Raw genomic sequence first — 25,407 nt, forward strand, 5'->3', positions numbered from 1 at the left:
ACGAAAATCTGAAGGAATGGATGCAGAAGAACGGGTTGTCCGTCAAAATTGCCGACGGTGAAGGACAGGCCGATCCAAGGCTGATGGACTGGGCCAAAGCGGGAATCGTCGACGTCATTCAATACGATATTATCCATCCGGGCTTCTCAGCCTGGTTAGAGATCGGAGCTAAGCTGGACAGCTGGGGCGCAGCCTCTGCACCTCACAGCTACGGCAATATTATCGGCAACTATGTAACCGGTCATTTGGCTGCCGCTATTCGCGGTTTTCAGTTTGTCGAATGGGACCAAGCTGATGTCCCAGGTTTAGACGCCTCCGCTTATCAGATACGTAACGGTGTGCTGACGCTGCCGGAAGCGCCGGGCTTCGGGCTGCATCTTGACGAATCGTTCCATAAGCAAAAGGTCGGAGAGAACGGTTGGTCACTCAGTTGTAAGTGACCGTCGCGTAAGCAAATAAGGAGGCAACGATTTGTTTGGATATTTGGCCGTGCTTGGCGCGGTATTGATCTGGGGGCTATCCTATATCGTTATGAAATCCACGACTGCAGAGTATCCCCAGCTGCTGTTTCAATTTTGGCGGTATGTTGCTGTGTCGTTGGTGTACCTAGCTATCTTCCATCGATCACTTCGGGCAATGCCGGGCCGGATCTGGCGAATGGGCTTGGTCGGCCTGGGATTGGCCAATTTCGTGTTGGGCTTCTTCTCTATTTACGCGGTACAGTTGACGACCCCGACGCGTGTCGTGGTCATTAACAGCTTCATCATCGGCGTGGTTCCGCTATTGCGCTGGGTGTATGACCGATGCAAGCCGACACGGCAAGAGAAAGTGGCGATCGTTATCGCGATAGCCGCCATTGCTTTATTGATCGGGCCACAGGAACAAGGCTTAAATCTAGGCGATGGCTTGGCTTTTATCGGCATGATTGGGTATGCCTACTCAATCGTCTTGACCCATCGATTGCTAGCGGAGGAGCGGGCGACGGTTTCGCAAGTTTCCTTTTTGGGCATTGCAGGCTGCACGTTGTTTTTCGCTGCGGCAGCGGCCGTCTACGCAATCTTCAACAAAGAGGCGGCAGCACTATCGGCTTTGACATCCCAGCCGGAGACACTCGCTGGCATCGCCTATATGGTCGTGTTCGTGTCGCTCGCGGCCAATCTACTGCAGGTTCATGGTCAGCGCCGACTGCCGCCGATTACTGTCTCGATCTTGTTCTGCTTGGAGCCTGCCGTAACTGCGGCGCTCGATTATGCGCTGCTCGGGAACAAGCCTTCGTTCCGCGTGCTGCTCTGCGGTTTGCTGCTGATCGTGGCAACGTTGACTGCTGCCATACCACTCAAATCCAGCAGACCGCGAAAAGAAGCTACACTTGATCGTTGAATGTTCCACTCGTGCGAAGAATCCCCATCCGTCGGATGGGGTCTTTGCGTTGATTTCCTCAAGTTCTAATGGATGAAATCAATTGGAGGTAAACTACTGGGCAGATCACTTCCAATATGTGTTAATATTGAGGTGAAGAACGGCTTTACAGCGCGGTATTTTTTGTTTCTTTTTTGATTGACAAAGGATGAGGGGGACTAGGCGTATGAAAATTATTCAACAAGTTTCAACATCACAAAAAGCTATTGCGTTTACATTTGACGATGGTCCTAACCCCGAGTATACGCCTCAATTGTTAGATATTTTCGATGAGGTTGGCGGCCGGGCTACTTTCTTTATGATGGGAAAACAAATCGAACTGTATCCCGAGACAACGCGTGATGTTCATCTCAGGAAACATGAGATTGGAAACCATACTTACTCCCATCCATTTATGACCCAAATTAGCTTGGAAGAGTGTGAACGTGAACTTCGGGATACGGACAGCTTGATTACACAGGTAACAGGCACCCCGCCAGTTGTCATGCGTCCTCCTTATTTGGACTACAACACGGAAGTTCATGCGGTTACTGACAAATTTGCGTATCCAGTCATTGGATCTGTTAATGGAGGAGCAAGGGATTGGGAGTTGCCTGGAGTTGACCATATTCTTGAGGTAACCAGAGCACAGATTGGATGCGGGAGCATTTTACTTTTTCATGATGGCTTTGGAGATCGCTCCCAAACTATAGAGGCTGTTCGAATTTTGGCTAATGAATTAACAGCCCAAGGTTATCAGCTTGTAACGGTTAGTGAGCTCTTGCAAATGGCGGAGTAAGTAAGGAATAGCAATTGGGACATCACCCAATCGGACTGATTGGCAAAATAAATATTGAGTGTCAATGGAGAAGCTGCGTAACACCGTCCATTTCCTGGATAAGTTAGTTCAGTAAAGTGATGCTTTGAGATAATGATGTGAAGATTTTTTATTTCAATTTCAGGATGCCTTCCTATCGATATAAACTTCATGTAAACTTATTGGTAGCATGTATCTTACTTATGGAGATGGAAGGGACGAGTGGAATTTAATGAAAATGAGCGGCAATACTGTTCTAGTTACGGGCGGGTCATCCGGCATTGGCTTCGAATTTGCAAGTCAGCTGTTGGAACTAGGGAATACTGTAATTATCACAGGGCGGGATCAAGCTAAGCTTGATGTGACTAAGAAAAAGCTGCCAACCGTACATGCATTTCAGAGTGATGCAGGAAATCCTCAAGCGATTGCAGCCTTGTATGCTGAGGTAGTGAAGCAATTTCCTAAGCTCAATGTTTTGATTAATAACGCAGGCTTGATGCGAAAAATAAATCTTCATGCTGACAATACCGACATGGCGGATTTGAACAGCGAGATCGCAACGAACCTTAGTGGTCCGATCTGGATGGTGCAGCAATTTTTATCACATTTGAAAATGCAAGAATCGGCTGCGATCGTAAATGTCTCATCAGGCCTTGCGTTCGTGCCTCTCCCGATTTCGCCTATTTATTGTGCAGCGAAGGCCGGCATTCATTCTTATACGCTTTCGCTCAGAGCACAGCTAAAAAACACCAAAGTATCGGTATTCGAGCTGGCTCCGCCGTTGACAGAAACTCCGCTGGTAGATTCATTTGATCCGACAGATATGTCAGGTTCAAAGGCGATGCCAGTCACTGACATGGTGAGTTATGCAATCAAAGGAATGAAGAGTGACCAATACGAAATCCGGCCCGGCCAAAGCAATGCTTTAAAAATGATGAGCCGAGTCGCGCCGAACTTTATTTTCAGCCAGCTTAGTAAGACTGTTGACCGCATGCTAAGCCAGTCCAAATAGTAAAAACTGAAATTTGTTCGAATGAAGTCCGCGTAAATCGCGGGCTTTTTTTACCTTTTTACCTTTTGACTTTTTGCATTTAGTGCCATATAGTAAGTAGTAAGTGATAAGTGATAAGTAGTAAGTGATAAGTGATAAGTGATAAGTAGTAAGTAGTAAGTAGTAAGTAAAAAATCTTCGAAAGGATGATACGACCATGTTAAAAAACTTATCAATTCCGCAAGAGTTCGTCTTACTTGCATTAGATCGTGAAACGCATAAAATAAAGTCGATGTTTCGTATGCATGTTGCCTTGTATACAATAATGGCTTGTATTGTGGAACTTTCAATAAATGGCAACGTTACATTTGAAAACGATGATACGGTCAGAATTTCGAATTCTACATCCACAGGTGAAAAATATCTTGACCGATTACTTGAAATAATTGCTGCTGAGAAACCGAAGAAGCTAAAGAAATGGGTTTCTTACTTTTACTATAGACAAGGTGAAATTTATAAAATGGTTGTAGAAAGCCTTGTAGATAAAGGAGTTCTAGAGATTGAAAATACGGAATTTTTATTCTTTGTTCCAGTAAAGAAATATTCGGATGTAGCAAATACACGGAATCACCTCGTTGAGAAGATTCGTGCAGAGTTATTAGAACAAGGGAATGTAGAAGAACATACCTTAGCCTTAGTGTCATTTTTAAATACTAAAAATATGCTAAACGATTATTTTTCTGATTACGAACAAAAAACGTTAAAGCAAAAACTAGAGATATTGCGAAAAGAGGACATTTTTAAAAAAATTAGAACGGTTGATATCGCTATCCAAAATCTTGAATCTGGCTTATAGCTTCAAGTCTTGCAGCAACATAGGGGTGAAAAAATGGGGCGAAAGCGAAGTTTAGATAAAATTTTATCATCAGAGTATGTAAGTATCAGTGAGTTGGTTGAACTTTCTGGAGTTCGATATAGTACCATTAAATATTACACGGAAGAGGCCATGATCTCGTTTGAGCAAGAGGATACAAGACTAACAAGAAGATACCCGCGTGAATTAGCTCTAAAGCGGCTTGAGGAAATTCGTTTAATGAAAGAAGTAGAAGGATTGACTATTAAACAAATTAAGGAAAAATTATGTTTGGGATAGAGGCATCACACAAAACATCTCGAATAGTTCCTTTTTCCTGGATTGCCCGAGAGATTAGATCTCCAAACTCAGGAAGGGGAGGGTGTCCTTATCCTTAATAATAAATCAAAATTGGTGTCGGTCTCTGCGTGATATAATGATTACGTGTTTTGATATGGAAATAAAAAGGCGGAAACCATGGACAGTAATTTGCAGAGAAAAAGCGAACAGTCACAGAAAAAAAGGTTAAGCACAATTTTAGAAATTCTAGTGGTGTCTAGCAAACTAGGATTGACTTCATTTGGCGGTCCGATTGCGCATTTAGGATACTTCCGAGATGAATATGTGAAACGAAGAAAATGGTTGGATGAAAAAAGCTATGCTGACTTAGTCGCACTATGCCAATTACTACCAGGGCCAGCAAGCAGCCAAGTTGGAATTTCAATTGGGATCATGCGCGGCGGATTACTAGGCGGGGTTGCATCGTGGTGTGGATTTACTTTACCATCTGCTTTAGCGTTAATGATTTTCGCATATGTGTTAAAGAATTTCGAGATAGGCAATGCAGGATGGCTTCATGGGTTAATGATCGTGGCGGTTGCTGTAGTTGCGCAGGCAGTTTGGGGAATGGCGCGTACCCTTGCTCCTGATCGTACCCGGGGGTCGATTGCGATCTTAACCGCCATTGTTGCCCTACTATGGACACCAGCTTATGGACAACTGATTCTTATTGCGGTTGCGGGAGTATTCGGTAGGTTATTTATAGCAAAATCTGAGATTCCAGATATTCCTCAGATTGGCATCTCGATCAGCCGACGTGTAGCCATTATCGCATGGATATTATTTTTCGGATTATTGATCGGATTACCCATGCTAAGGCAAATTGTAAATTCACACTTTCTGGCTTTGTTTGATAGTTTTTTTCGCGTCGGGTCTCTGGTTTTTGGTGGAGGGCATGTTGTACTACCAATGCTTCAAGCTGAAGTAGTCCCGCCTGGGTGGCTGACAGACTCCCAATTTCTTGCTGGATATGGTGCGGCTCAAGCCGTACCTGGTCCATTGTTTACCTTTTCGTCCTACATAGGGACTGTAATGAATGGATGGAAAGGAGGGCTCCTTGCACTTATCGCGATGTTCTTGCCATCCTTCTTATTAGTTACGGGCTCTTTACCATTGTGGAATGCGATTCGTCGTCACCACAACTTTCAATCCATTCTAAAAGGCATTAACGCTGCAGTTGTAGGAATCTTGCTTGCTGCTTTGTTTAATCCGGTGTGGATCAGTGCAATTCATACGCCTCTCGATTTTTGTCTTGTGCTTGCCGCCTTTGGGCTACTCATGTTATGGAAGCTCCCTCCTTGGGCTGTCGTGTTATTCTCAGCTTGCAGTGGGGCATTTATTTCTGTTTTTTCCTAGTCCAAAGAGAACAAATTTTGGCTTTATTTGGCAGCTGATTCAATTTGTGATAATTTAGAAAGAGTTACTTAGAGCCGTTATGTCATCTCCACGAAACAAAAAAAGCAGAGCCGATTTTAAAAATCGTTTCTGCTTTTTTCTTATTTTTTTATGCTAAATCCGTTAGTTGAATCATAATTAACCGTCAGTCCGAGTTCTTCAACTGCGAATTTCCAAGTCATTGGGAAGTAGGTAATATCCTTATAAATAATTACAGGATAGTCTTCTTTATAATTATCTAGCCAAGTATCATTAATAAAGATATTAAACGTTGGAAGGTCAATAATATATTCGGAAAGGGGGCTGTTATATGAAGCGGTTTTTTGGCTGAGAGCTGCTACCTTATTATCTGATTTTCTAATTGAGAACCCTGCTTCATTACTCCAATTCGTGTCTAAACCTAAGGCTTGCGTGTATGCCCAAGTCATTGGGAAGTAAGTGATATCTTTGTAGGACAATACCGGATATTCCGCATACAAGTTATTTATATCGGTGCCATTCACCTTGATTTTGTAAGTGGGTAAGACAGCTTTTAAACGATTATCAACTTCCTTTTTGGGTTCAACAACAGGATTTTTTGTCGACGGAGATGTGTATGTGCTTCCCCCCGAATTACTCGAGCCTCCGGAACTGCTAGAACCACTTGAACTTCCACCATTATGATAATGGTAACCTGAACAAAGCCCTTTTGCTACAGAACTCGCTGAACAATTGTGGCCTCCGCTTGAGTCAGTCCTACCTGAGTGTGCGAATGCAGTTGTAGCGAATGTAAAAATTAGTGCAATCGAAATGAATAAAACTTTGGCTTTCAAAATAACGCCTCCTACAAATAGTAAAATATACCTATAAGAGTATAACACCACAAAATGGCGTTAAGGTAGTTAAATTTATTCAAATGGGCATCACGACACAACTGCCTCAGCGGAAGTTAGTCCGCAAGGGGCTTTTTGCATTTCCCATTCAATCGTTCATTGCGTAACATTTTAGTTAACTAATAAACTTTATGTTGACAACATGCTTGGAATTTAGAATAATGTGTACAATAAACAAATTTTCTCATTATTTAGTTAATTTTAAAGTTAATTAAAAGGAGGATTTTCACAATATGACCAGCTCGCATAAGTATGTTAAAAATTACCCGCGACCGCAATGGGTGCGCGACGAATGGCAATTGTTGAATGGGGAGTGGAGTTTCTGTTTCGATGATTCGTTCGAAGGAGAACGGAAGAATTGGTACAGCAAGCTCAATGCGGATCGGACAATTCAAGTTCCATTTACATACGAGACGAAAGCAAGCGGCATCTGCGAAGAGAATTTCCATCCATGCGTTTGGTACGAACGGATCGTGCCTATTCCGGTAGATACGAATGAAAAGCGTGTAGTGCTTCATTTTCAAGCTGTCGACTATTTGACTAAACTCTGGGTGAATGGGACTTATATCGGCTCACATGAGGGCGGCTATTCTGCATTCTCTTTTGATATTACAGATGCTGTTGAGCCAGGCGGTGATAACCGCATTACCGTCCGAGTTGAGGATGGCAACAGTACGATGCAGCCGCGCGGCAAGCAACGCTGGGTCGGCAAGAACTATGGCTGCTGGTATGTGCAGACGACAGGCATCTGGCAGTCCGTATGGCTGGAATACGTCGATGCATTGTATGTAAGCCGAGCGAAGATGACACCGAAGCTGGAGGAAGCGTCCGTAACGTTCGAATACGAGCTAGGAAGTACCGTTCGATCTTTCGAAGGATTGACGCTGCTGACAAATGTCCGATACGATGGTAATCTGATTAGCTCAATCGAAACAAAAGTTGATAGCAAGTTCGTGAAGAAGGATTTGAGCGTAGTAAACAATGCCTACGAGTGGAAGGTTCACGCTTGGCATCCCAATCATCCAAATTTATACGATGTAGAAGTTATCCTGAAAAAGGACGGCCAGCCGGTCGACACGGTCTATACCTATTTCGGCATGCGCAGCATTCAGATTAAAGGCAATCGGATCCTCCTCAATAATCAGCCGATTTATCAACGACTGCTCCTCGATCAAGGGTACTGGGAAGATACCCATCTGACGCCGCCTTCCGAGGAAGCCCTTATTGAAGATATTGAGAAAACATTCGCCCTTGGATTTAACGGTGTACGTAAGCATCAGAAGCTGGAAGATCCGAGGTTCCTGTACTGGGCTGACCGCAAAGGGCTCTTAGTATGGTCTGAGTTTCCAGCCGCGTATGAGTTCGGAGATGATGCCGTACATCGACTCACCATGGAATGGACCGAAGTTGTGCGCCAGCATTATAATCATCCGAGCATTATTACATGGGTGCCGTTCAATGAATCGTGGGGCATTTCGAACATCTCTTCGGACCGGAAGCAGCAGCAGTTCACCGAATCCATCTATCATTTAACCAAGTCGTATGACCAAATGCGGCCTGTTGTTGTGAATGATGGTTGGGAGCACACGGTTTCGGATATCATAACGCTGCATGATTACGAGGAGCTAGGCCCCGTACTCGAGGCTCGTTACAAGGATAAAGAAGTGCTGCTTAGCAATGAAATTGCGCATGACAAACATCGATATCCTTTTGCTAATGGCTACAGCTATCAGGGACAGCCGGTCATCATTAGTGAGTATGGCGGTATCGCGTTCAAGAGCGAAGAGGGTTGGGGATACGGCAACCAAGTGAAAAATGAAGAAGAATTTTTGGCGCGTTATGAAAGCATTACCCAAGCTATCAAAAACTTAGCGTACGTTAGCGGTTTCTGCTACACGCAGCTGACCGACGTGCAGCAAGAAGTGAATGGCTTGTTAACGATTCAACGTGAACCGAAGATAGCGATGGAGAAAATTAAAAAAATCACCAAGCAGTAGAAGATCTGAGTGGCCAATGTCACAAATGTATCTACATTATTTCACTGTAAAAGCCTGAGGAATCAGGCTTTTATTTTTTTCTTATTTTTCGAAGGATGGAATTTCCCTTCAATGTGGTAGAATAATTTTATCTTCATCATGGACGAGATTTTATGGCAATAGAATCTCAAAACGATATCAATAAACGAAAGGAGAACGACATGCCAAAAAACTATCAGAGCCTTATTGACGATAAGATATTCTTCGGAGGCGCTTCGGACGTTGCAGACATGGTGAAAAACGAAGTCGTAGAAGTTATTGTAGATCTACGCGGCGAAGCGACGGAATGCGCAGATCCAAACGCTAAAGTTGAGTGGATTAAAATCCCCTTGGGAGACAATGCGGAGGGTCAGCAGGATGAACTGTTCCAGAAAGCGATTCACCATGTGGTCGAGGCGTACCAAAGCGGTAAAAAGGTTGGTTTTCACTGCGGTGGTGGCGGCGGTCGAGCCGGTGCAGTGGCTGCTGGAACCCTAATCACATTAGGCAAAGCAAAGACCCTTGATGAAGCCGAGGCAATTGCCAAAAGCATACGCCCAAAAGTAAATATCAAGCCTCCGCAACGCGAAGCTCTAGAGAAAATCTTTGATGGAAATTGATCATAAAAGTAATTGAACCTATCCTAAGATTGAAAAATGTGACAAAACGTATCGGCTTAAGTTAACAATTATTGAACTGGGAGGGCAATCATTGTTGAAAAATGGTTATTATGATAAGTTTAGAACTAGATAATTGTTAACCTTTCATTGGAAAAGAGGAGGTAACATGATGAGATTGAGATTGGTATACATAATAGTACTAATTCTCTTAATCGGTTGTTCTAAAACTGAATCAAACGTAGTGATCAATGAGAGCCCAAACGTACGAAATGAGTCTTGGCAAGTAAGCAGTATTTTTAAATATGATGATTATATGATGATCGGTGAACAGGGCAAAATCGGATTTATTTATGACGATAAAGATGTAACTCGGTTTTATCCTGGTAAAAAACAAAAGTATATGTGGCATTTTTGGGCTGAAACACCAGAAGAAACACGAAATTTATTTGGTAAAAGAGTAAAGATAATCGGAGTTAGCAAACAAACGGGGCAAAAAGCGGATGTGTTTGATGGTGGGATTGGTATTCCAAATACCGCTATAGAAGATAATGATAAAGTAGGTAGAATGCCATCAATGATGTCGTTACCTTCGAAAGGTTTATGGAGATTAGAAGCTTTTGTAGATGAAAAGCTATTCGGCAGCGTGGTTGTAGAAGTGCACTAAATGAAATATGTCCAGGTTTAAGCTAATAGAGGCTGTCTCAAAAGGTCTAAAAAGACCTAAGAGATAGCCTTGTTTTTTTGTAGTAATTAAGGATCTGAAAGTTTTTGGATTTCTATCACTATGGAATATACAACGCTTGGTCAGACGGATTTATATGTCGCTAAGTTAGGTTTTGACGTTAAATAAGAGGATTTTTCCAAAAGGGGACGAATAAAAAACTTAATTATTTTAATTAGGGGACGTTTGCCGCATGAGACTGAAAGAATACTTAATAGATTCCTTAATGAACTTAACTTCCGATGGTATTGTCATTGTGGATGTACATGGTGCTGTGTTAGAGGTGAATAAGAAATTTGAAGAGTTACACGGCTGGACTAGGGATGAAGTTATCGGGACCATATTGCCGATGGTGCTAGAACAGGATAAAGCAGATGCGCTTCAACTCTATCAATCATTAATCAACGGCGAGCCAATCAAGAATTTCGAAGCAATAAAACTTAGAAAAGACGGCTCTACCTTTTACGCGAGTGTTACTGTTTCACCTGTGAAAAATAACGATGGTTTGGTTATTGGATTTGTCGGTGTGGAAAGGGACATCAGTGAAAGGAAAAAAGCGGAAGACGAACTGCTAGAAAGGGAAAAACAGTTTAGGAAGTTGCTCAAACTTAACCCAGAACCCATTGTGCTACACAAGGATGGGTTCATTCAGTTTGTGAATGATGCTTGTTGCAAACTTTTTGGCGGAGCTTCATCAGACGATTTCAAAGGGAAATCCATCTATGAATTTTTCTGCCCAGCGGATAAGAACCTCATTGTTGCGCGACTTCAGCAGGTTATGCAGACGGATCAGGATAACTATAGTGAATTTTTTGAGAGAAAGATGCGTAAGTTTGACGGCACTTTTTTCGATGCAGAAATATCCTCTATATATGTCTATAAAAATATGGGGAATCCGGTCGTACAGAGCGTAATTCGTGATCTCACAGAGCGTAAAAAGTCCGAGGAAGCGATTATAAGATCAGAGAAATTGTCGCTCATTGGTCAATTGGCTGCTGGTATTGCACATGATATACGTAATCCATTGACTTCCTTGAAGGGATTCGTACAACTACTTAAAACTAGAAATACTGACTACGTTGATGTGATGATGGAAGAGCTTGAACATATTAATTATGTCGTCAATGAATTTATGACGTTAGCAAAGCCACATCTGAATTACTATATAGAGAGTAAGGTTCTAGAGCTTGTTCAAAGTGTCATTGGGTTTTTACAACCGCATGCTCATTTGTATAACGTTCAAATCCAATTGGAATTGGATCAAGAAATCCCGATCATCTCTTGTAATCCGGACCAAATCAAACAAGTGTTAATCAATGTGTTGAAGAATGCGATTGAATCCATGGAAAGTGGGGGATTAATCCACATATCATTCAGAAATTCCTTCCAGCAGGCTTTGGTTATTAGTATCAAAGATCAAGGAATAGGGATTTCTGAAGAACGATTAACCCAGTTAGGGGAACCGTTTTTCACCACAAAGGCGAATGGAACCGGTTTAGGATTAATGGTTTGCAAGCGAATTATTGAAGGACATGGAGGCAAATTAACGATTCTGAGTAAAATAAATCAGGGGACTACGGTTGAAATAGAACTGCCTGTAACTTCAATTGAAAAGTAAAATGGGAATAAAAAAATGAATTTACCCCGTATGAATCATTCATTTACCTATCACGTCCAAAGGCGGTTATCCCTTAGAATATTCATAACCTGTATGGAAGAAGGGAATATTCTAATGTTTTGGACAGTAGAGAAGTTGCAAGCACGAATGAATGAATTGGAACCTTTTCGATATCGTGGTGAAAGGTTTATAGATACGTTTCGGATCAAACTAGATGCCGATGGCGTCACTGGAGCTTATCCTTCCGAAGATGGCGAGTGGCAGTCGATTCAAATCGGAGATCGTTGGAAAGGCCGCGATGTTTATTATTGGCTAGCTGCGGATTTATTTATTCCTGACGAGTGGAAAGGCAAGAAGGTGCTCGGCCGGTTTAAGTTGGGACAAACGGGAGAAGGCACGAATAGCGGTTTCGAATCACTTCTTTTTCTGAACGGAGAGCCGTATCAGGGTGTGGACTCGAATCATGACGAAGTATTTTTCCCTGAAGAAGTGATTGGTTCCGAGGTACAGCTTCGCTTCCGCTTATGGTCTGGATTAGGAGGCTACCAAAGTTCCCGTGAAATGGAAAGCAAGCTGGAATTGGCAGCTGTGTGCTGGCTGGATGAAGCCTGTGACGATTTGTACTATACGGGTAAAGCATTACTGGAAACGATTCGCATCTTGGATGAACGTCGTCCGGAAAGACACGAACTACTGTCTATATTGGATCAAGCTTTTCTGTTGCTCGATTGGTCGAGGCCAGGGAGTGATGCTTTTTACAATACGGTGGCGAGAGCTCAGGAGCAGTTGCAAAGTGCACTGTCATCCATGCCGAAGCTGCACGCGGTTGTTGTTCAATGCATTGGGCATACACATATTGACGTCGCTTGGCTCTGGCAGCTTAAGCATACCAGGGAGAAGGCAGCGAGATCCTTTTCAACCGTGCTCCGTTTAATGGAACAATACCCGGAGTATATTTTCTTACAAACACAGCCACAGCTGTATGAGTATATGAAGTCGGATTATCCGGAGATATATGAACGCATCAAGGAACGTGTAAAGGAAGGGCGATGGGAAGCAGGCGGTGCGATGTGGCTGGAGGCGGATTGCAACTTAGCTTCCGGGGAATCGCTTGTGCGGCAGCTTCTGTACGGAACTCGATTTTTCCGTGAGGAATTCGGCGTTGAATGCAAATATTTGTGGTTGCCTGACGTGTTTGGCTACAGCTGGGCGCTGCCGCAAATCCTACGGAAATCCGGTATTGAATCCTTCATGACGACGAAAATCAGCTGGAATCAGTATAATCGTATGCCTCATGACACGTTTATGTGGAGAGGGATTGATGGAACGGAAGTACTGACCCATTTCATAACAACGCCGGATCCCGGATCCAGTGAAGGAGCGTTCTACTATACGTACAATGGGAAAGTTACACCATCCTCAGTCCAAGGTATTTGGGACGCGTATCGTGATAAGGCACTCAATTCGTCATTATTGCTCGCCTATGGGTTCGGCGATGGCGGAGGCGGCGTAAATCGGGAAATGCTTGAGATGAGGCGCAGGCTAGATCAAATACCTGGTATTCCCGCGGTAAAGACGGGGCGCGCCGACGAATATTTTGACAAGTTGCATAAGCAGGTTTCTGACTCAACATCCTATGTGCACACATGGGACGGTGAGTTGTATCTAGAGTTACACCGCGGTACGTATACAAGTCAAGCCTATAACAAGCTTATGAATCGTAAGCTGGAGCTGCTGTATCGAGAAACGGAATGGCTGCAAGTCATGAGCGGTCTATTGAACGCAAGCGCACATGCGGTGAATGGCGAGAGCTCTCTCCTTCTAAATGAAGGTTGGAAAATTATTCTACGAAACCAGTTCCATGACATTATCCCAGGTTCATCGATTCGAGAGGTCTACGAGGACAGTAGGGTTGAATACAGTCACGCGCATACCATTGGAGAAAAAGTGTGGCAGTTATCAGCTTCCTATTTAACAGATGGTAAACAGGGGTGTGATGTGCTGGTGTTCAACAGTTCTCCATGGGAGCAAACGGATCTCGTATGCTTGCCTCAGGGGGAAGCGGGCGTGGAAGACCTGTGGTTGGATGCTCAAAACCGTCCGCTAGAAACTCAGCTAGTTGAGGGTAAACAGTTGGTGAAGGTAGAGAAGATTCCATCGATGGGATACACGGTGATTCGGCAAGCGGATCGAGCGGATACGTATATGCAAAAGGTGAAGGAAATCCCATTCACAAAGTTGCCGCAAGGTATAATAACCCCTTATTACGAAATCGAATGGAATGCGAGCGGGCAGATTGAACGACTCTACGATCGGACAGAAAACCGGGAAATCATCGCCGAGGGTCAGACAGGCAACCGATTTGAAGTGTTTGAAGATAAGCCGAAGGGCCGGCATGAAGCGTGGGACATTGATATTTTTTATACCGAGAAAAAACAGGAAGTGACATGTTTGACCCGAATGGAAATAACGGATACGGGAGCTTTGGCTGCGATCGTCCGTTTCGAGTGGTCCTACATGGATTCTACTGTTGTACAAGATATGGTGCTCTATGCGCATAGCCGCAGAATCGATTTCAAGACGCAGGTTAATTGGCATGAGCCGCGTAAACTGTTGAAAGTAGCATTTCCAGTGCGAATTCGGGCGACAGAAGCAACATATGATATCCAGTTCGGCAACGTGAAGCGTCCTACGCATTGGAATACTAGCTGGGATTATGCACGCTTTGAGACGGTTGGTCATCAGTGGGCTGATTTGTCGGAACGAGGCTACGGCGTTAGCCTTCTGAATGATTGCAAATATGGGTATGACATCAAAGACAATGTGATGAGATTAACGCTGATCAAGTCTGCGATGGTGCCTGACCCTACGGCGGATATTGGTGAGCATCACTTCACGTATTCACTGCTGCCGCATGTGGGCGATTGGTACGATGGAAAGACGATACAATCTGCATACTCACTAAACAATCCACTGACGTATGCGTCTGGCACACCTGATAAATCTTCATTCAGCTTGTTCCGTCTGTCCTGTGAGCATGTCATGATTGATGCGGTTAAATTAGCGGAGGATGGGGATGCAGTCATTTTGCGCATTCACGAGTTCGCTGGGATAAGTGGACCGTTGGAGGTTGTGAGCGGCGCCGAGATCGTGTCTTGGCAGGAGTGTGACCTGCTCGAACGCCCTGAAGGCGAGCAGCAGCATGACGCAAGAATAGCTGTTCAGATGAATCCCTATGAGATTCGAACATTTATTGTTCATTTCAAATAAGCGTAAAAACAAACAAGGCCGCAAATTTTCTTTGCGGTCTGTTTGCGTTTTATTGTGAATCTCCCGCGGTTTCCCGCTATGAAGAAGACAGTTGAATTGTCATACGGACATAGTTGAATTACCACTCCCGCCTATCTGCGCGGTTGTAATATGCTTAACCTATATTAAGTTTAAGGAGTAGATGACACATGCGCAAAAGGAATTCCCTCTTCAATTCCTATGTTTTTATTTTTCCAAGTCTATTTTTAACATTGGCGCTAGGTATATATCCGCTTATTTGGGCGCTTCGCTATATGTTTTACGATTATCAGGGGTATGGCAAAGCGAAATTCATCGGAATTGATAATTTTACAAGATTGCTGCGAGATACAGAGTTTTGGCACTCCGTGTACAATACGCTCATCTATGCGAGTGGTAAGCTCATTATCGTGCTGCCGCTTTCACTTATCCTTGCTGTCATTCTGAACAAGGGGATTAAAGGGAAAGTGCTATTGCGCGCTGTGTACTTCATGCCGACCATTATAAGCACATCCGTCATGGCGATCGTATTTTTTACGATTTTCAATTCCTATAACGGAATTCTCAATCAATTCTTGCTCAAGTATGGTATCATCTCCAAGTCGATCGATTGGCTAGGACCTGATTATGCGATGATCACCGTTATTATTATGGCGATATGGGGCGCGATCGGTAACTATATGCTCCTATTCATTGCCGGCTTGCAAGGTATTCCTGATGATTTATATGAGAGTGCATCCATTGATGGCGCGAATGTCATTCATAAGTTTTGGTACATTACGATTCCAATGCTCGGACCTGTCCTGCAAATGATCATTATGCTTGCCATTATCAACTCCCTCAAAGGGTATGAAAGTATTATGGTCATGACCGAGGGCGGACCTTTCGGTAAAACTGATGTCATGTATCTCTATGTGTACAAGCTGTTTTTCCCAGTCTCAGCAACTTCCCCGACAGTACAGCAGATTGGTTACGGTAGCGCTGCAGGTTTCGTAACAGCACTCATTGTCGGCTTGATTACGATTATTTACTTCAAGATGTCCAAACGTTTGAATCAGGATTAACAGGGGAGGGTATACAATGACTACTAGCATAAAATCAGGCGGTTTCTCGGGCGGCCGCATTATCGGGCATGGCATTAAATGGATATTTTTGATCGCAGTCGCGTTTTTCACGATATTCCCCATTATTATGGCGATGTTAGGCTCTGTAAAAACGAATGCAGAGTTGACGACTGGGGCTACGCTGTTACCTTCCATCTGGAAGTTTTCGAACTATGCAACGGCTTGGAAGCAAGCTAACTTCGCACAGTTTACGTGGAACAGCCTCTTTGTAAGCATCATCGTGACGATCGGAACGCTGCTTGTTGCAACGATGTCCGCTTATGCGGTGGACAGAACGAATTTCCCAGGCAAACGATTGTATGTATCCTTGCAAGCTAGTACGATGTTTATTTCCATTGGCGCCGTTGTGTTGATGCCGCAATTTAATCTCATGGTCAAGCTTGGTTTGAACAAATCACTTTGGGGTGTCATCATCATCCTGATCAGCTCGCATGCGGTGATCTATTTTATGCTGATCGGCTTTTTTAAGGCGATACCTAAGGATCTGGATGAGGCTGCCTACATCGACGGCTGTAATTTCTTTACTGTTTACTGGCGGATCATTCTGCCGTTATTGCGTCCTGCGCTGGGCGTCACGGCCTTATTCACGTTCCGCGGTGCTTGGAATGAATATATCTTACCGCTGGTCTTCACCATGACGAACCCGAAACTGCAAACGTTGACGGTTGGTCTAGCTAATTTGCGCTACGGAATTGGCGCCGCTGCAGAGGCACATCTCATGATGGCTGGGGCGTGTTTGTCTTTCCTGCCAATTCTCGTCGTCTATGTGTTGGCGAATAAGTCGTTCATCCAGGTAACGGCAGGAAGTGTAAAAGGATAGCCACACAAACAGACAAAGAGTTATTTTCCCCCACATGGAAAGTTGATTTGTCAATCACGGTTGAAGTCGATATAGCGGTATCATGAAAACAGTTACAAGATACATGCATCCGATCATAGGAAGAGAAAACAGGAGGGTTTAACGACATGAATAAAAAGATAGTAATGAACACACTGCTTGGCGTAACCATGGTAGCTTCACTAGCAGCATGCGGCGGACAAACGGATCAGCCTACGAATACTAGCTCCAGTTCAACAACTTCACCTGCAGCAAGCGGACAGAAGACGAAACTAACTTACTGGACGATTGATCGCCATGACGCTGATTATATGAAGGAAGTTATTAAGAAGTTCAATGAGACGAATAAGGACAATATTGAAGTAGAAATGACAGTTATGGCTGATAATTTCAACCAGTCGGTCGATATTGCTTTTGCGAGTAAACAAGCACCTGACATCTTCCGGACCAACGATTTCCCAGGCTTTGTGAAGAAAGGTTACTTATTGCCTCTGAACGATTTGATGACTGACGATATGAAGAAACGCTATAACAATTTGCTTGTTGAAGATAGCAATATGGTCGACGGGAAAATTTATTCACTTCCGAATACAGGGCAATACTGGAGATTAATTTATAACGTAGATTTATTCAAAAAAGCCGGAATCACAGAACCGCCAAGAACGGTTCAAGAAATGGTTGAAGATGCTAAGAAAATAACTGAAGCTGGCAAAGATATTGGAGCTTACGGTTTTGCAGAAAACTTCAAAAATCCAAGCTCTGCCTTCTCACGAATTGCCAATCCTATCGGATCATTCAGCGGAACTTCCGTGTTAGATGGTTATAATTACAAAACAGGTCAGTACGATTTTGCTGCATATAAGCCGATTGTTGAAGCGCTTCGCCAAATGAAGCAGGACGGCAGCATGCTGCCTGGTGTTGAATCTCTCGACATTGATCCGCTTCGTGCGCAATTCGCGGCAGGAAAAATCGGCATGTATTTTAACCACTCCGGTGAACCTGCTGTGTACCAAAGCCAATTCCCGACAAAAGTGAACTGGAGCGCAGCACTGCCGCCAACGATTGACGGGAAACAAACAGGAACTGTAGCCGTTGCTAATACAGGTAACTATATTGGAATCAACAAAGACACGCCAAACAAAGATAAAGCATGGAAATTCTTAGAATACATCTATAATCTTGACTTCCAGAAGGAATATCACGAAAAAGGCCTTGGGATCTCCATTGTAGCGGATGTGAATGCCGCTGCGAAAAAGCCAGCTATGCCAGGTATTGAAGGTTTCCTACCAACTAAATTCGACGCTTTATATGCGACTACTCCGACTGGTGTGGCCGAAACGAAGGTTGAAGGAACGAAAACAGGGAACGTCATTATTAAATACATGCTTGAAGGCGGAGATTTGGACAAACAGTTGAATGATTTGAGCACTCGCTATAACACGGCATTGGAGAAAGCGCGTGCCGCGGGTGAAACCAAGTTGAAGGCAGATCCGAACTTTGATTCGGGTAAACTGCAAGGCAGCCTGGCCAAATAGGAAGAGGGCTTAATGGATACAATAGGTAAGGGGCGCGCCGCTTAAAGCAGTGCGTCTCTTCCTTATTATTGAGTGGGGAAGGGGGAGTTAGTTTGAATCAATGGTTTTATCGGCTATCGCTCCGCCAACGGTTAAGGATCTCGGTTTTGATGCTGACCGTCGTTTCCATAGCTCTGACGGGTATCATGTCCTACTGGATTGCTTTTCGATCCACAGAAAGTGAAGCGTTTATTTCCAGCCAGAATACGTTGAATAAATCTGCGCGCGTGCTGGATGAAAAGTTCCGGCACATCATTGTCTCGACCTCCTCGATGATGCTGAGTGATCCATTCAAGAACACGATGGAGGATGTTTTTGCGAATAATTCGGATTCTTATTATACACGGTTATCAGCTTTGCAAACGCCTCTCGGGCAAATGAAACTCATTGAGCCTTCGATTCAATCCGTTCTGATCTACACTCCTGTTGGCGAAATGTATGCAACGAATGATCTGCGTAACGGGCAGGTTCGTTTCAAGGATACGATATTTTCCCAATATCTGAACACCAAAGAACGTGTTGTATGGCTGGAAGATCACGAGGATCCGCTTTTTTTAGGTAAAGCGAGGGTAATATCCCTGATTATGAAGCCTGTCACGGAAGCAGATGTACGTGATGTCTACGTTGTCGTCAATGTGAAAGAAGATGCCATTAGCACGGTTGTAACGGATGGTCTGTTTGATCCGTCTAAGAACTACTATCTCATATCAGGCAACGGCGAAACGGTACTTCCGTTAAGCAGTCAAACGCCTCCTTTTCAGAGAGACCCTTCTTTTTTAGAGCAGGTGCAGAGTCAGGATCGCGGATTTTTCAAACATGACATCGCAGGTAACAAGTATCTAGTCAATTATTCAAGGCTCACGATGGCGGACAATTGGACGATGGTTAGCGTGCAAACGCAGTCGGATTTGCTTCATCAGGTGAATCGGATCAAGACCATCACACTCTGGATCATGCTGTGCTGCGCCATATTGGCCTTCGTGTTGTCCAATGCTATATCGAGCTTTCTTCTGAAGCCTCTGCACAAACTGCAAGGGTTAATGAAGAAAGTGGAACAAAATAATCTCGATGTACGTTTCACTTCGAAATATGAAGATGAGGTGACGCAGGTTGGGTTGAAGTTTAACCGGATGCTGGAGGAAATCTCTTCACTGATTGAGGATGTCAAGGAAGCCGAGTACGAGAAGCGCAAGATGGAGGTAAAAGCCCTACAGGCCCAAATTGATCCGCATTTTTTATATAACACACTAAACACGATCATTTGGAAGTCGGAAACGTCGCAAAACCGGGATGTCACGGAGATGATTACTTCGCTGTCTCTCATGTTCCAGTTTGGTCTAAATAGCGGGAACGAGATGACCACATTAGCCAAAGAGATTGATCACGTTAGGCAATATTTAATTCTTCAGCAGAAATGCTACGAGGATTTGTTTGATTATTCGATTGAGCTAGAGGATGAGTCCTTGCTAGATATTCCGATTTTGAAAATTATATTGCAGCCCTTGGTGGAAAACTGCATCTTGCATGGGTTTCAGAGTATGGATGGTAAGGGGGAAATTCAGATAACCATTTCAAGTACCGAGGATCTTCTGGTTCTTCAAGTGGAGGATAACGGGGAAGGCATGGATGTCGGGGCCGTTGACATCGATATGCGAAGGGAGCAATCAGCCGCCAAGAGCTACGCACTTCGCAATGTGTATGGACGACTGCGGCTTTACTACGGCAATCAAGCAGATATTCGTCTGAGCAGCGAGCCTTTTGTCTCCACCACGGTGAAACTAACTATACCATTGACAGGCGAGTGATCAAGCAGTGACGACTGAACTTAGAATGTGTGTAATCGACGATATCAAAACCGTGGTGCAGGGCATTGCCAACCAAATTGATTGGGCATCTTACGGAATTGGCATCGCAGGTACGGCCAGCAATGGTGAGCAGGGAATTGAACTTATCAAAAGCACAGAGCCACACATTGTTCTGACCGATATCCGAATGCCAAAAATTGATGGGCTGGAAATGACTAGACAGATTCTGGAATGGTTTCCGCGAACGAAAATTGTCTTTTTGAGCGGCTATACCGATTTTGAGTACGCCCAGGAGGCGCTTCGACTAGGTGCATTCGATTATATTGTCAAACCCTATACCCCGCAGAAAATTATCGATGTCGTTATGAAGGCTAAGCAGTCAATTGATGAGGAAATTCATGAAACGCAGCGGTACCGTGAGATGGAAAGAAAGCTGCGGGAAAGCTTGCCCTTCTTGAGGCAGGAATATTTTCAACTGCTGCTTCAGTTCCGAACGACGCCTGAACAAGCGCAAAAGCGTTGGGATTTTTTAAATATTGGACTTGAGCGAGAACGTTTTGTTGTCATGCTGACAGAAATTGATCAGTTCACGGAGCAAACCGATACGCTGCCTGTTCAGGAAGTGGAACTCATCCGGTTCACTGTTCACAATATTTTGGAGGAAAGCTTGAAGGAATACACCAAAGGTTTTGTTTTCCGAGATCATACGAACCGGTATGTAGCGATATTCAATCCTTCGGATAACGTCCATGCCGAAGCCATTGCGGAGCGATGCCGCGAGAATGTTAATCAATATTCCAGATATACCATATCCATTGGGCTTGGAGAAGAAGTGCAAGAGATCCATCAGATCTCCTACTCTTATTCCCAGGCGTTCGCTGCAATCTCCTATAATTTTTATACGGGCGGCAATACCGTGTACAAGTACCGGGATTTGAGCTCTGTCCATCAAACATTGCCGCGCTACTCCCCCGAGAAGGAAAAGGAGCTTTTTTACTGCTTAAGGTCGGGGAATTTGCCCAAAGCTTGCAGCATTGTGGATGAACTGTTTGAGGAAACCGTCCATGCCTCGATCCCTCCGGCTCCTGAGGTAGTCAAAGGCATGGGGGATGAGCTCGCCTTTCTAATCAACCGCATCTTCTCTGAGAAGCTAACGCGCGAGGAGATGGAAGGGATTGAACGTTATCAGTATCAGATCAAAAATCTATCCTCGTATAAGTTGAAGGAACTTCAAGAGAATATCAAGGAATTGTGCAGGATGGGTTGTGAGTTCATACAGAAACGCCATGTCGAAGATGTGAACCAAGTTGTCGAGCAGGTCATTGCGCATATACGTCAAAATGCAGCATCCAACATGACAGTGAATGATTATGCCAAACTGGTCTATTTGAGCGGCAGCTATTTTGCTAATCTGTTCAAGAAGGTTACGGGTATGACAGTCACCCAATTCGTAACAACAGAGCGGATGGAGCAGACGAAAGCGATGCTGCTGGAAGGCAAGCAGGTACAAGAGATCGCTCAGGCTCTAGGATACGAAGACAGGCGGCATTTCAGTGAATTGTTTAAGAAACATACAGGCATGACACCGTCTGATTTCAAACAGCTGTACACAAGGTGAAAATTAATGTGGATGAGGTGCACGACATGCGTCAAAAATATTCATATACACGTCCGAAGAACGGTTACCCCGAGTGGAACAATAATCCAGAGATTTTCCAGTTAAACCGAATGAACGCTCATGCGACTTTAATGCCATATGAATCGGTAGAAGAAGCGCTCAAAGGGGATAGAAGCACATCCCCATACACTGTTTCACTGAATGGTATGTGGAAATTCAGCTATGCTGAGACCCCGGATAAACGGAGTGCGAACTTCTATGAAATGGGCTACGATACCAGCGGCTGGGAGCATATTCAAGTTCCATCGCATTGGCAGCTTCAAGGTTACGATTACCCACAGTATACGAATGTAAGATATCCTTGGGAAGGCAAGGAGGATATTAAGCCTCCTTTTGCACCGACGGCCTATAATCCAGTTGGCTCCTACGTCCGTACATTTTCAGTACCGGATGAATGGAAGGAGCTTCCTGTATATATTAGTTTCCAAGGTGTGGAATCGGCGTTTTACGTCTGGGTGAATGGTGATTTGGTCGGATACAGTGAAGATTCGTTCACACCTGCGGAATTTGACTTGACGCCTTATTTGCATGAGGGTGAAAACAAATTAGCCGTAGAAGTCTATCGCTGGTGCGATGCCAGTTGGTTGGAGGATCAAGATTTCTGGCGGATGAGCGGGATTTTCCGCGATGTCTATCTATATAGCACGCCGAAGGCGCATATTTATGATTACGGCATTGTAGCAGATTTGGATGATGAATACCAACATGGCCACTTGCAAATAAAGGCGACGGTGACGAATGCATTCGGAGAGAAGCTAGGCATGCATACGCTGGAAGCAAGTCTTTATGATAATGATGGCAATCTCGTACAAGCACCATTGTTCGCGAAAGTAGAAATTAACGATGAGAATGATCAGGAGCTGCAGCTTCTCACGAAGTTTGAGAACCCCATGAAATGGACGGCTGAGACGCCTAACTTATATCGTTTGGTTCTGTCACTGAAGGATTCTTCCGAGAATTTGATTGAAGCGGTGAGCTGCAACATTGGGTTCCGTAGATTTGAATTAAGGGACGGGCTGATGAAGATTAATGGCAAACGTATCTTGTTCAAGGGTGTGAATCGTCACGAGTTTAACTGCGATACTGGCCGTACTATTCAGTATGAGGATATGGTTCGCGATATTCAACTGATGAAAGCCTATAACATCAATGCAGTTCGTACCTCGCATTATCCGAACCATCCGCTGTGGTACGATTTATGTGATGAATATGGTCTGTATGTCATTGACGAAACGAACCTTGAAACGCACGGCAGCTGGTCCAATTTCCAAGAAGACGAAGGATGGACAGTTCCTGCGAGTAAACCGGAGTGGACGGCTAATGTATTAGATCGTGCGAATTCCATGCTGCAGCGGGATAAAAATCATCCATCTATCATCATTTGGTCACTAGGCAATGAGTCGTGGGGCGGCGATAATTTTATAAAAATGCATGATTTCTTCCGCTCCAATGACCCGACTCGCCTCGTTCATTATGAAGGTGTCACACGCTGCCGCAAATCAGATGCAGCATCGGATATGGAAAGCCAAATGTATACACTGCCGCACAAAGTGGAAGAGTATGCACGTTCTAACCCCAAGAAACCTTTCATTTTATGTGAATATAGTCATGCAATGGGGAATTCGAATGGGAATTTATTTAAATATTGTGAGCTGTTTGATAAGTATCCCATTCTCCAAGGAGGCTTTATCTGGGACTGGATCGACCAAGCCATTCGTACCAAAACCTCAGATGGTATCGAGTATCTTGCCTACGGCGGGGATTTCGGCGATACACCTAACGATGGCACCTTTTGCGGGAATGGTCTCATTTTCGCGGATCGCAGCGTAACTCCGAAGTTATACGAAGTAAAGAAATGCTATCAGAATGTGAAATTCGAGGAAGTAGATCTGAAGCTAGGCCATATCCGTGTAACGAACAACTATTTATTTACGAACTTATTCGATTATGATTGTAAATGGGAAGTGGCGAAGAACGGCATCGTAGTAGAAGAAGGGAACACTTCACTGGCTGTAGAAGCGGGAGCTGCGGAATTAATTACACTTCCTTATAAGCTGCCTACTGACGTATTCGATGGAGAAGAATGCACATTAACGGTTCGACTGGTCGAGAAGGCAGATAAGGCATGGGCTCCTGCCGGTCATGAAGTTGCGTTTGAACAGTTCTTGCTGCCAGTTGAGACGCGTGTTGTGCAAGCTTCTGATACTATGCCATTGCATACGGAAGAGTCGGATACGTCTTTCACGACGTTCAGTTCAGATTTTAGTGTGACCTTTAGCAAGCTGACAGGTGATTTAACCTCCTATATGTATAAAGGAGTCGAGCTCATCAAAGTGGCACCGAGGCCTAATTTTTGGCGTGCTAGTATCGACAACGATAAAGGGAACAAGCTCCCAGAGCGCAGTGCGACTTGGAAGGAAGCCGGCCAAGAGCGTAAGCTGCATGCCATGCAGGTTGATTCCTATGCGGACAAGGTAGAAATAAAGGTATTGTATATCTTACCAACGACACACAGTTCGAACTGCAACCTGTTATATGTCGTGTCAGGAGATGGCAGGATCCAAATTCGTGAGGAACTTCAACCTGGCTATAACCTTCCGGAAATTCCGGAGATTGGCATGATGTTCCAGCTGGATGCCAGCTTCGAGAACCTGAAGTGGTACGGCAGGGGGCCGCATGAAAATCATTGGGATCGTGCGGAAAGTGCAAGGTTGGGCATATATCAAGGGAAAGTAGTAGACCAATATGTGCCGTATCTGCGCCCTCAGGAATGCGGAAACAAAACGGATGTTAGATGGGCAGAACTGACACGTGTCGATGGTGTTGGCTTACGGATTGAAGGTGCTGGGGCCGTGGAGCTGAACGCACTGCCGTACACGCCGTCCGAACTAGAAGCACACGATCATATGTATAAGCTGCCTCCTAGCGACAAAGTCGCACTGCGAGTTAACTACAAGCAAATGGGTGTTGGCGGCGACGATAGTTGGATGTCGAAGACGCATCCCGAGTTTACACTTTATGCGAACCGCAGTTACGCGTACAGTTATTCGTTTAAAGGTATAAGTCAGTAATTCAATAGGGGAATACATGAAAAAGGTCAGTCGACGAAGTGTCGATTGACCTTTTTTGACCATATATGAATTTGTAAGTTACCAAGGCTCGAAAGAACAAATTCTTATTTGATATAAAAATTATCATATATAAGAGATTATTTGTATAAGATCGAAGTCTCTCCGGTGAAATGTGGTCGCTCATTCTCTTCGACAGACCTCGATAGAAGGTTTTCTCATATGCATTTATATGGTTGGGTCTGGAGTTCCTGTAGCTTACTGGTGTGTATGTGTGTAAGAGGCTGGTTGCGAATAGAATTGTAGTGAGTGAAGAGAGAGGAGTAGGAGTAGGAGTAGGAGTATAGCAAGGTTTGCTGAGTCAGACGAATGGGTTGGTATCCAGTAGTATCG

At 44.3% G+C, this 25,407-nt stretch carries 19 protein-coding genes; 18 read left to right on the forward strand and 1 reads right to left on the reverse strand.

What is annotated here, in order from left to right; translation table 11 throughout:
* The 7 genes from ASG89_RS13425 to ASG89_RS13455 form a co-directional block, all read left to right on the forward strand.
* Window positions 1-440, forward strand: a 440-nt coding sequence (locus tag ASG89_RS13425) for an enolase C-terminal domain-like protein (protein ID WP_321166501.1), incomplete at its 5' end; no start/stop codon positions are given.
* Between the two features lie 43 nt (window positions 441-483).
* The gene (locus tag ASG89_RS13430) at window positions 484-1,380 is read left to right on the forward strand and encodes a DMT family transporter (RefSeq protein ID WP_268795623.1); all 897 of its coding nucleotides are present in this window, start codon (window positions 484-486) and stop codon (window positions 1,378-1,380) included.
* Between the two features lie 205 nt (window positions 1,381-1,585).
* Entirely contained in the window at window positions 1,586-2,197 is a 612-nt protein-coding gene (locus tag ASG89_RS13435) for a polysaccharide deacetylase family protein (RefSeq protein WP_082593071.1), read from the forward strand.
* Between the two features lie 208 nt (window positions 2,198-2,405).
* A complete protein-coding gene (locus ASG89_RS13440; protein ID WP_235549752.1) occupies window positions 2,406-3,227 on the forward strand; it encodes an SDR family oxidoreductase in 822 nt (273 codons plus the stop codon).
* 196 nt (window positions 3,228-3,423) lie between these two features.
* The gene (locus tag ASG89_RS13445) at window positions 3,424-4,062 is read left to right on the forward strand and encodes a GOLPH3/VPS74 family protein (RefSeq protein WP_057311226.1); all 639 of its coding nucleotides are present in this window, start codon (window positions 3,424-3,426) and stop codon (window positions 4,060-4,062) included.
* Window positions 4,063-4,095: 33 nt separating this feature from the next.
* Window positions 4,096-4,359 carry a MerR family transcriptional regulator gene (locus tag ASG89_RS13450; protein ID WP_057311227.1) on the forward strand — a complete coding sequence of 88 codons (264 nt, stop codon included), beginning with the start codon at window positions 4,096-4,098 and terminating at the stop codon, window positions 4,357-4,359.
* Between the two features lie 252 nt (window positions 4,360-4,611).
* Window positions 4,612-5,754, forward strand: a complete 1,143-nt coding sequence (locus tag ASG89_RS13455; RefSeq protein WP_321166502.1) for a chromate transporter — start codon at window positions 4,612-4,614, stop codon at window positions 5,752-5,754.
* A gap of 140 nt (window positions 5,755-5,894) precedes the next feature.
* On the opposite strand, the gene ASG89_RS13460 is transcribed toward ASG89_RS13455, so the two are convergent.
* Entirely contained in the window at window positions 5,895-6,605 is a 711-nt protein-coding gene (locus ASG89_RS13460; RefSeq protein ID WP_157276644.1) for a YHYH domain-containing protein, read from the reverse strand.
* A gap of 293 nt (window positions 6,606-6,898) precedes the next feature.
* On the opposite strand from ASG89_RS13460, the gene ASG89_RS13465 reads away from it, so the two are divergent.
* From ASG89_RS13465 to ASG89_RS13515, 11 genes are all read left to right on the forward strand, one after another.
* Window positions 6,899-8,662, forward strand: coding sequence for a glycoside hydrolase family 2 protein (locus tag ASG89_RS13465; RefSeq protein ID WP_057311229.1), 1,764 nt, complete (start codon window positions 6,899-6,901; stop codon window positions 8,660-8,662).
* Between the two features lie 152 nt (window positions 8,663-8,814).
* Window positions 8,815-9,300 carry a dual specificity protein phosphatase family protein gene (locus tag ASG89_RS13470; RefSeq protein ID WP_321166503.1) on the forward strand — a complete coding sequence of 162 codons (486 nt, stop codon included), beginning with the start codon at window positions 8,815-8,817 and terminating at the stop codon, window positions 9,298-9,300.
* Window positions 9,301-9,466: 166 nt separating this feature from the next.
* Window positions 9,467-9,964 carry a hypothetical protein gene (locus ASG89_RS13475; protein WP_063867862.1) on the forward strand — a complete coding sequence of 166 codons (498 nt, stop codon included), beginning with the start codon at window positions 9,467-9,469 and terminating at the stop codon, window positions 9,962-9,964.
* A gap of 250 nt (window positions 9,965-10,214) precedes the next feature.
* Window positions 10,215-11,639: a PAS domain-containing sensor histidine kinase gene (locus tag ASG89_RS13480; protein WP_057311232.1), complete on the forward strand. Its 1,425-nt coding sequence runs from the start codon at window positions 10,215-10,217 to the stop codon at window positions 11,637-11,639.
* Between the two features lie 114 nt (window positions 11,640-11,753).
* Window positions 11,754-14,909 (forward strand): alpha-mannosidase, encoded by a 3,156-nt coding sequence (locus tag ASG89_RS13485; protein WP_057311233.1) that lies wholly within the window; start codon window positions 11,754-11,756, stop codon window positions 14,907-14,909.
* Between the two features lie 188 nt (window positions 14,910-15,097).
* Window positions 15,098-15,991 (forward strand): carbohydrate ABC transporter permease, encoded by an 894-nt coding sequence (locus tag ASG89_RS13490; RefSeq protein WP_057311234.1) that lies wholly within the window; start codon window positions 15,098-15,100, stop codon window positions 15,989-15,991.
* Window positions 15,992-16,007: 16 nt separating this feature from the next.
* A complete protein-coding gene (locus tag ASG89_RS13495; protein WP_057311235.1) occupies window positions 16,008-16,871 on the forward strand; it encodes a carbohydrate ABC transporter permease in 864 nt (287 codons plus the stop codon).
* A 146-nt stretch (window positions 16,872-17,017) separates the two neighbouring features.
* On the forward strand, window positions 17,018-18,424 hold the full coding sequence (locus ASG89_RS13500) for an ABC transporter substrate-binding protein (RefSeq protein WP_057311236.1): 1,407 nt from the start codon (window positions 17,018-17,020) through the stop codon (window positions 18,422-18,424).
* A 92-nt stretch (window positions 18,425-18,516) separates the two neighbouring features.
* Complete coding sequence (locus ASG89_RS13505; RefSeq protein ID WP_157276645.1) at window positions 18,517-20,268, forward strand: sensor histidine kinase; 1,752 nt, start codon at window positions 18,517-18,519, stop codon at window positions 20,266-20,268.
* A gap of 7 nt (window positions 20,269-20,275) precedes the next feature.
* On the forward strand, window positions 20,276-21,886 hold the full coding sequence (locus ASG89_RS13510; protein ID WP_157276646.1) for a response regulator: 1,611 nt from the start codon (window positions 20,276-20,278) through the stop codon (window positions 21,884-21,886).
* 26 nt (window positions 21,887-21,912) lie between these two features.
* On the forward strand, window positions 21,913-25,017 hold the full coding sequence (locus ASG89_RS13515) for a glycoside hydrolase family 2 TIM barrel-domain containing protein (protein WP_057311238.1): 3,105 nt from the start codon (window positions 21,913-21,915) through the stop codon (window positions 25,015-25,017).
* The last annotated feature ends 390 nt before the right edge of the window (window positions 25,018-25,407 follow it).

The organism is Paenibacillus sp. Soil766 (assembly GCF_001428105.1).
GTDB lineage: Bacteria > Bacillota > Bacilli > Paenibacillales > NBRC-103111 > Paenibacillus_E.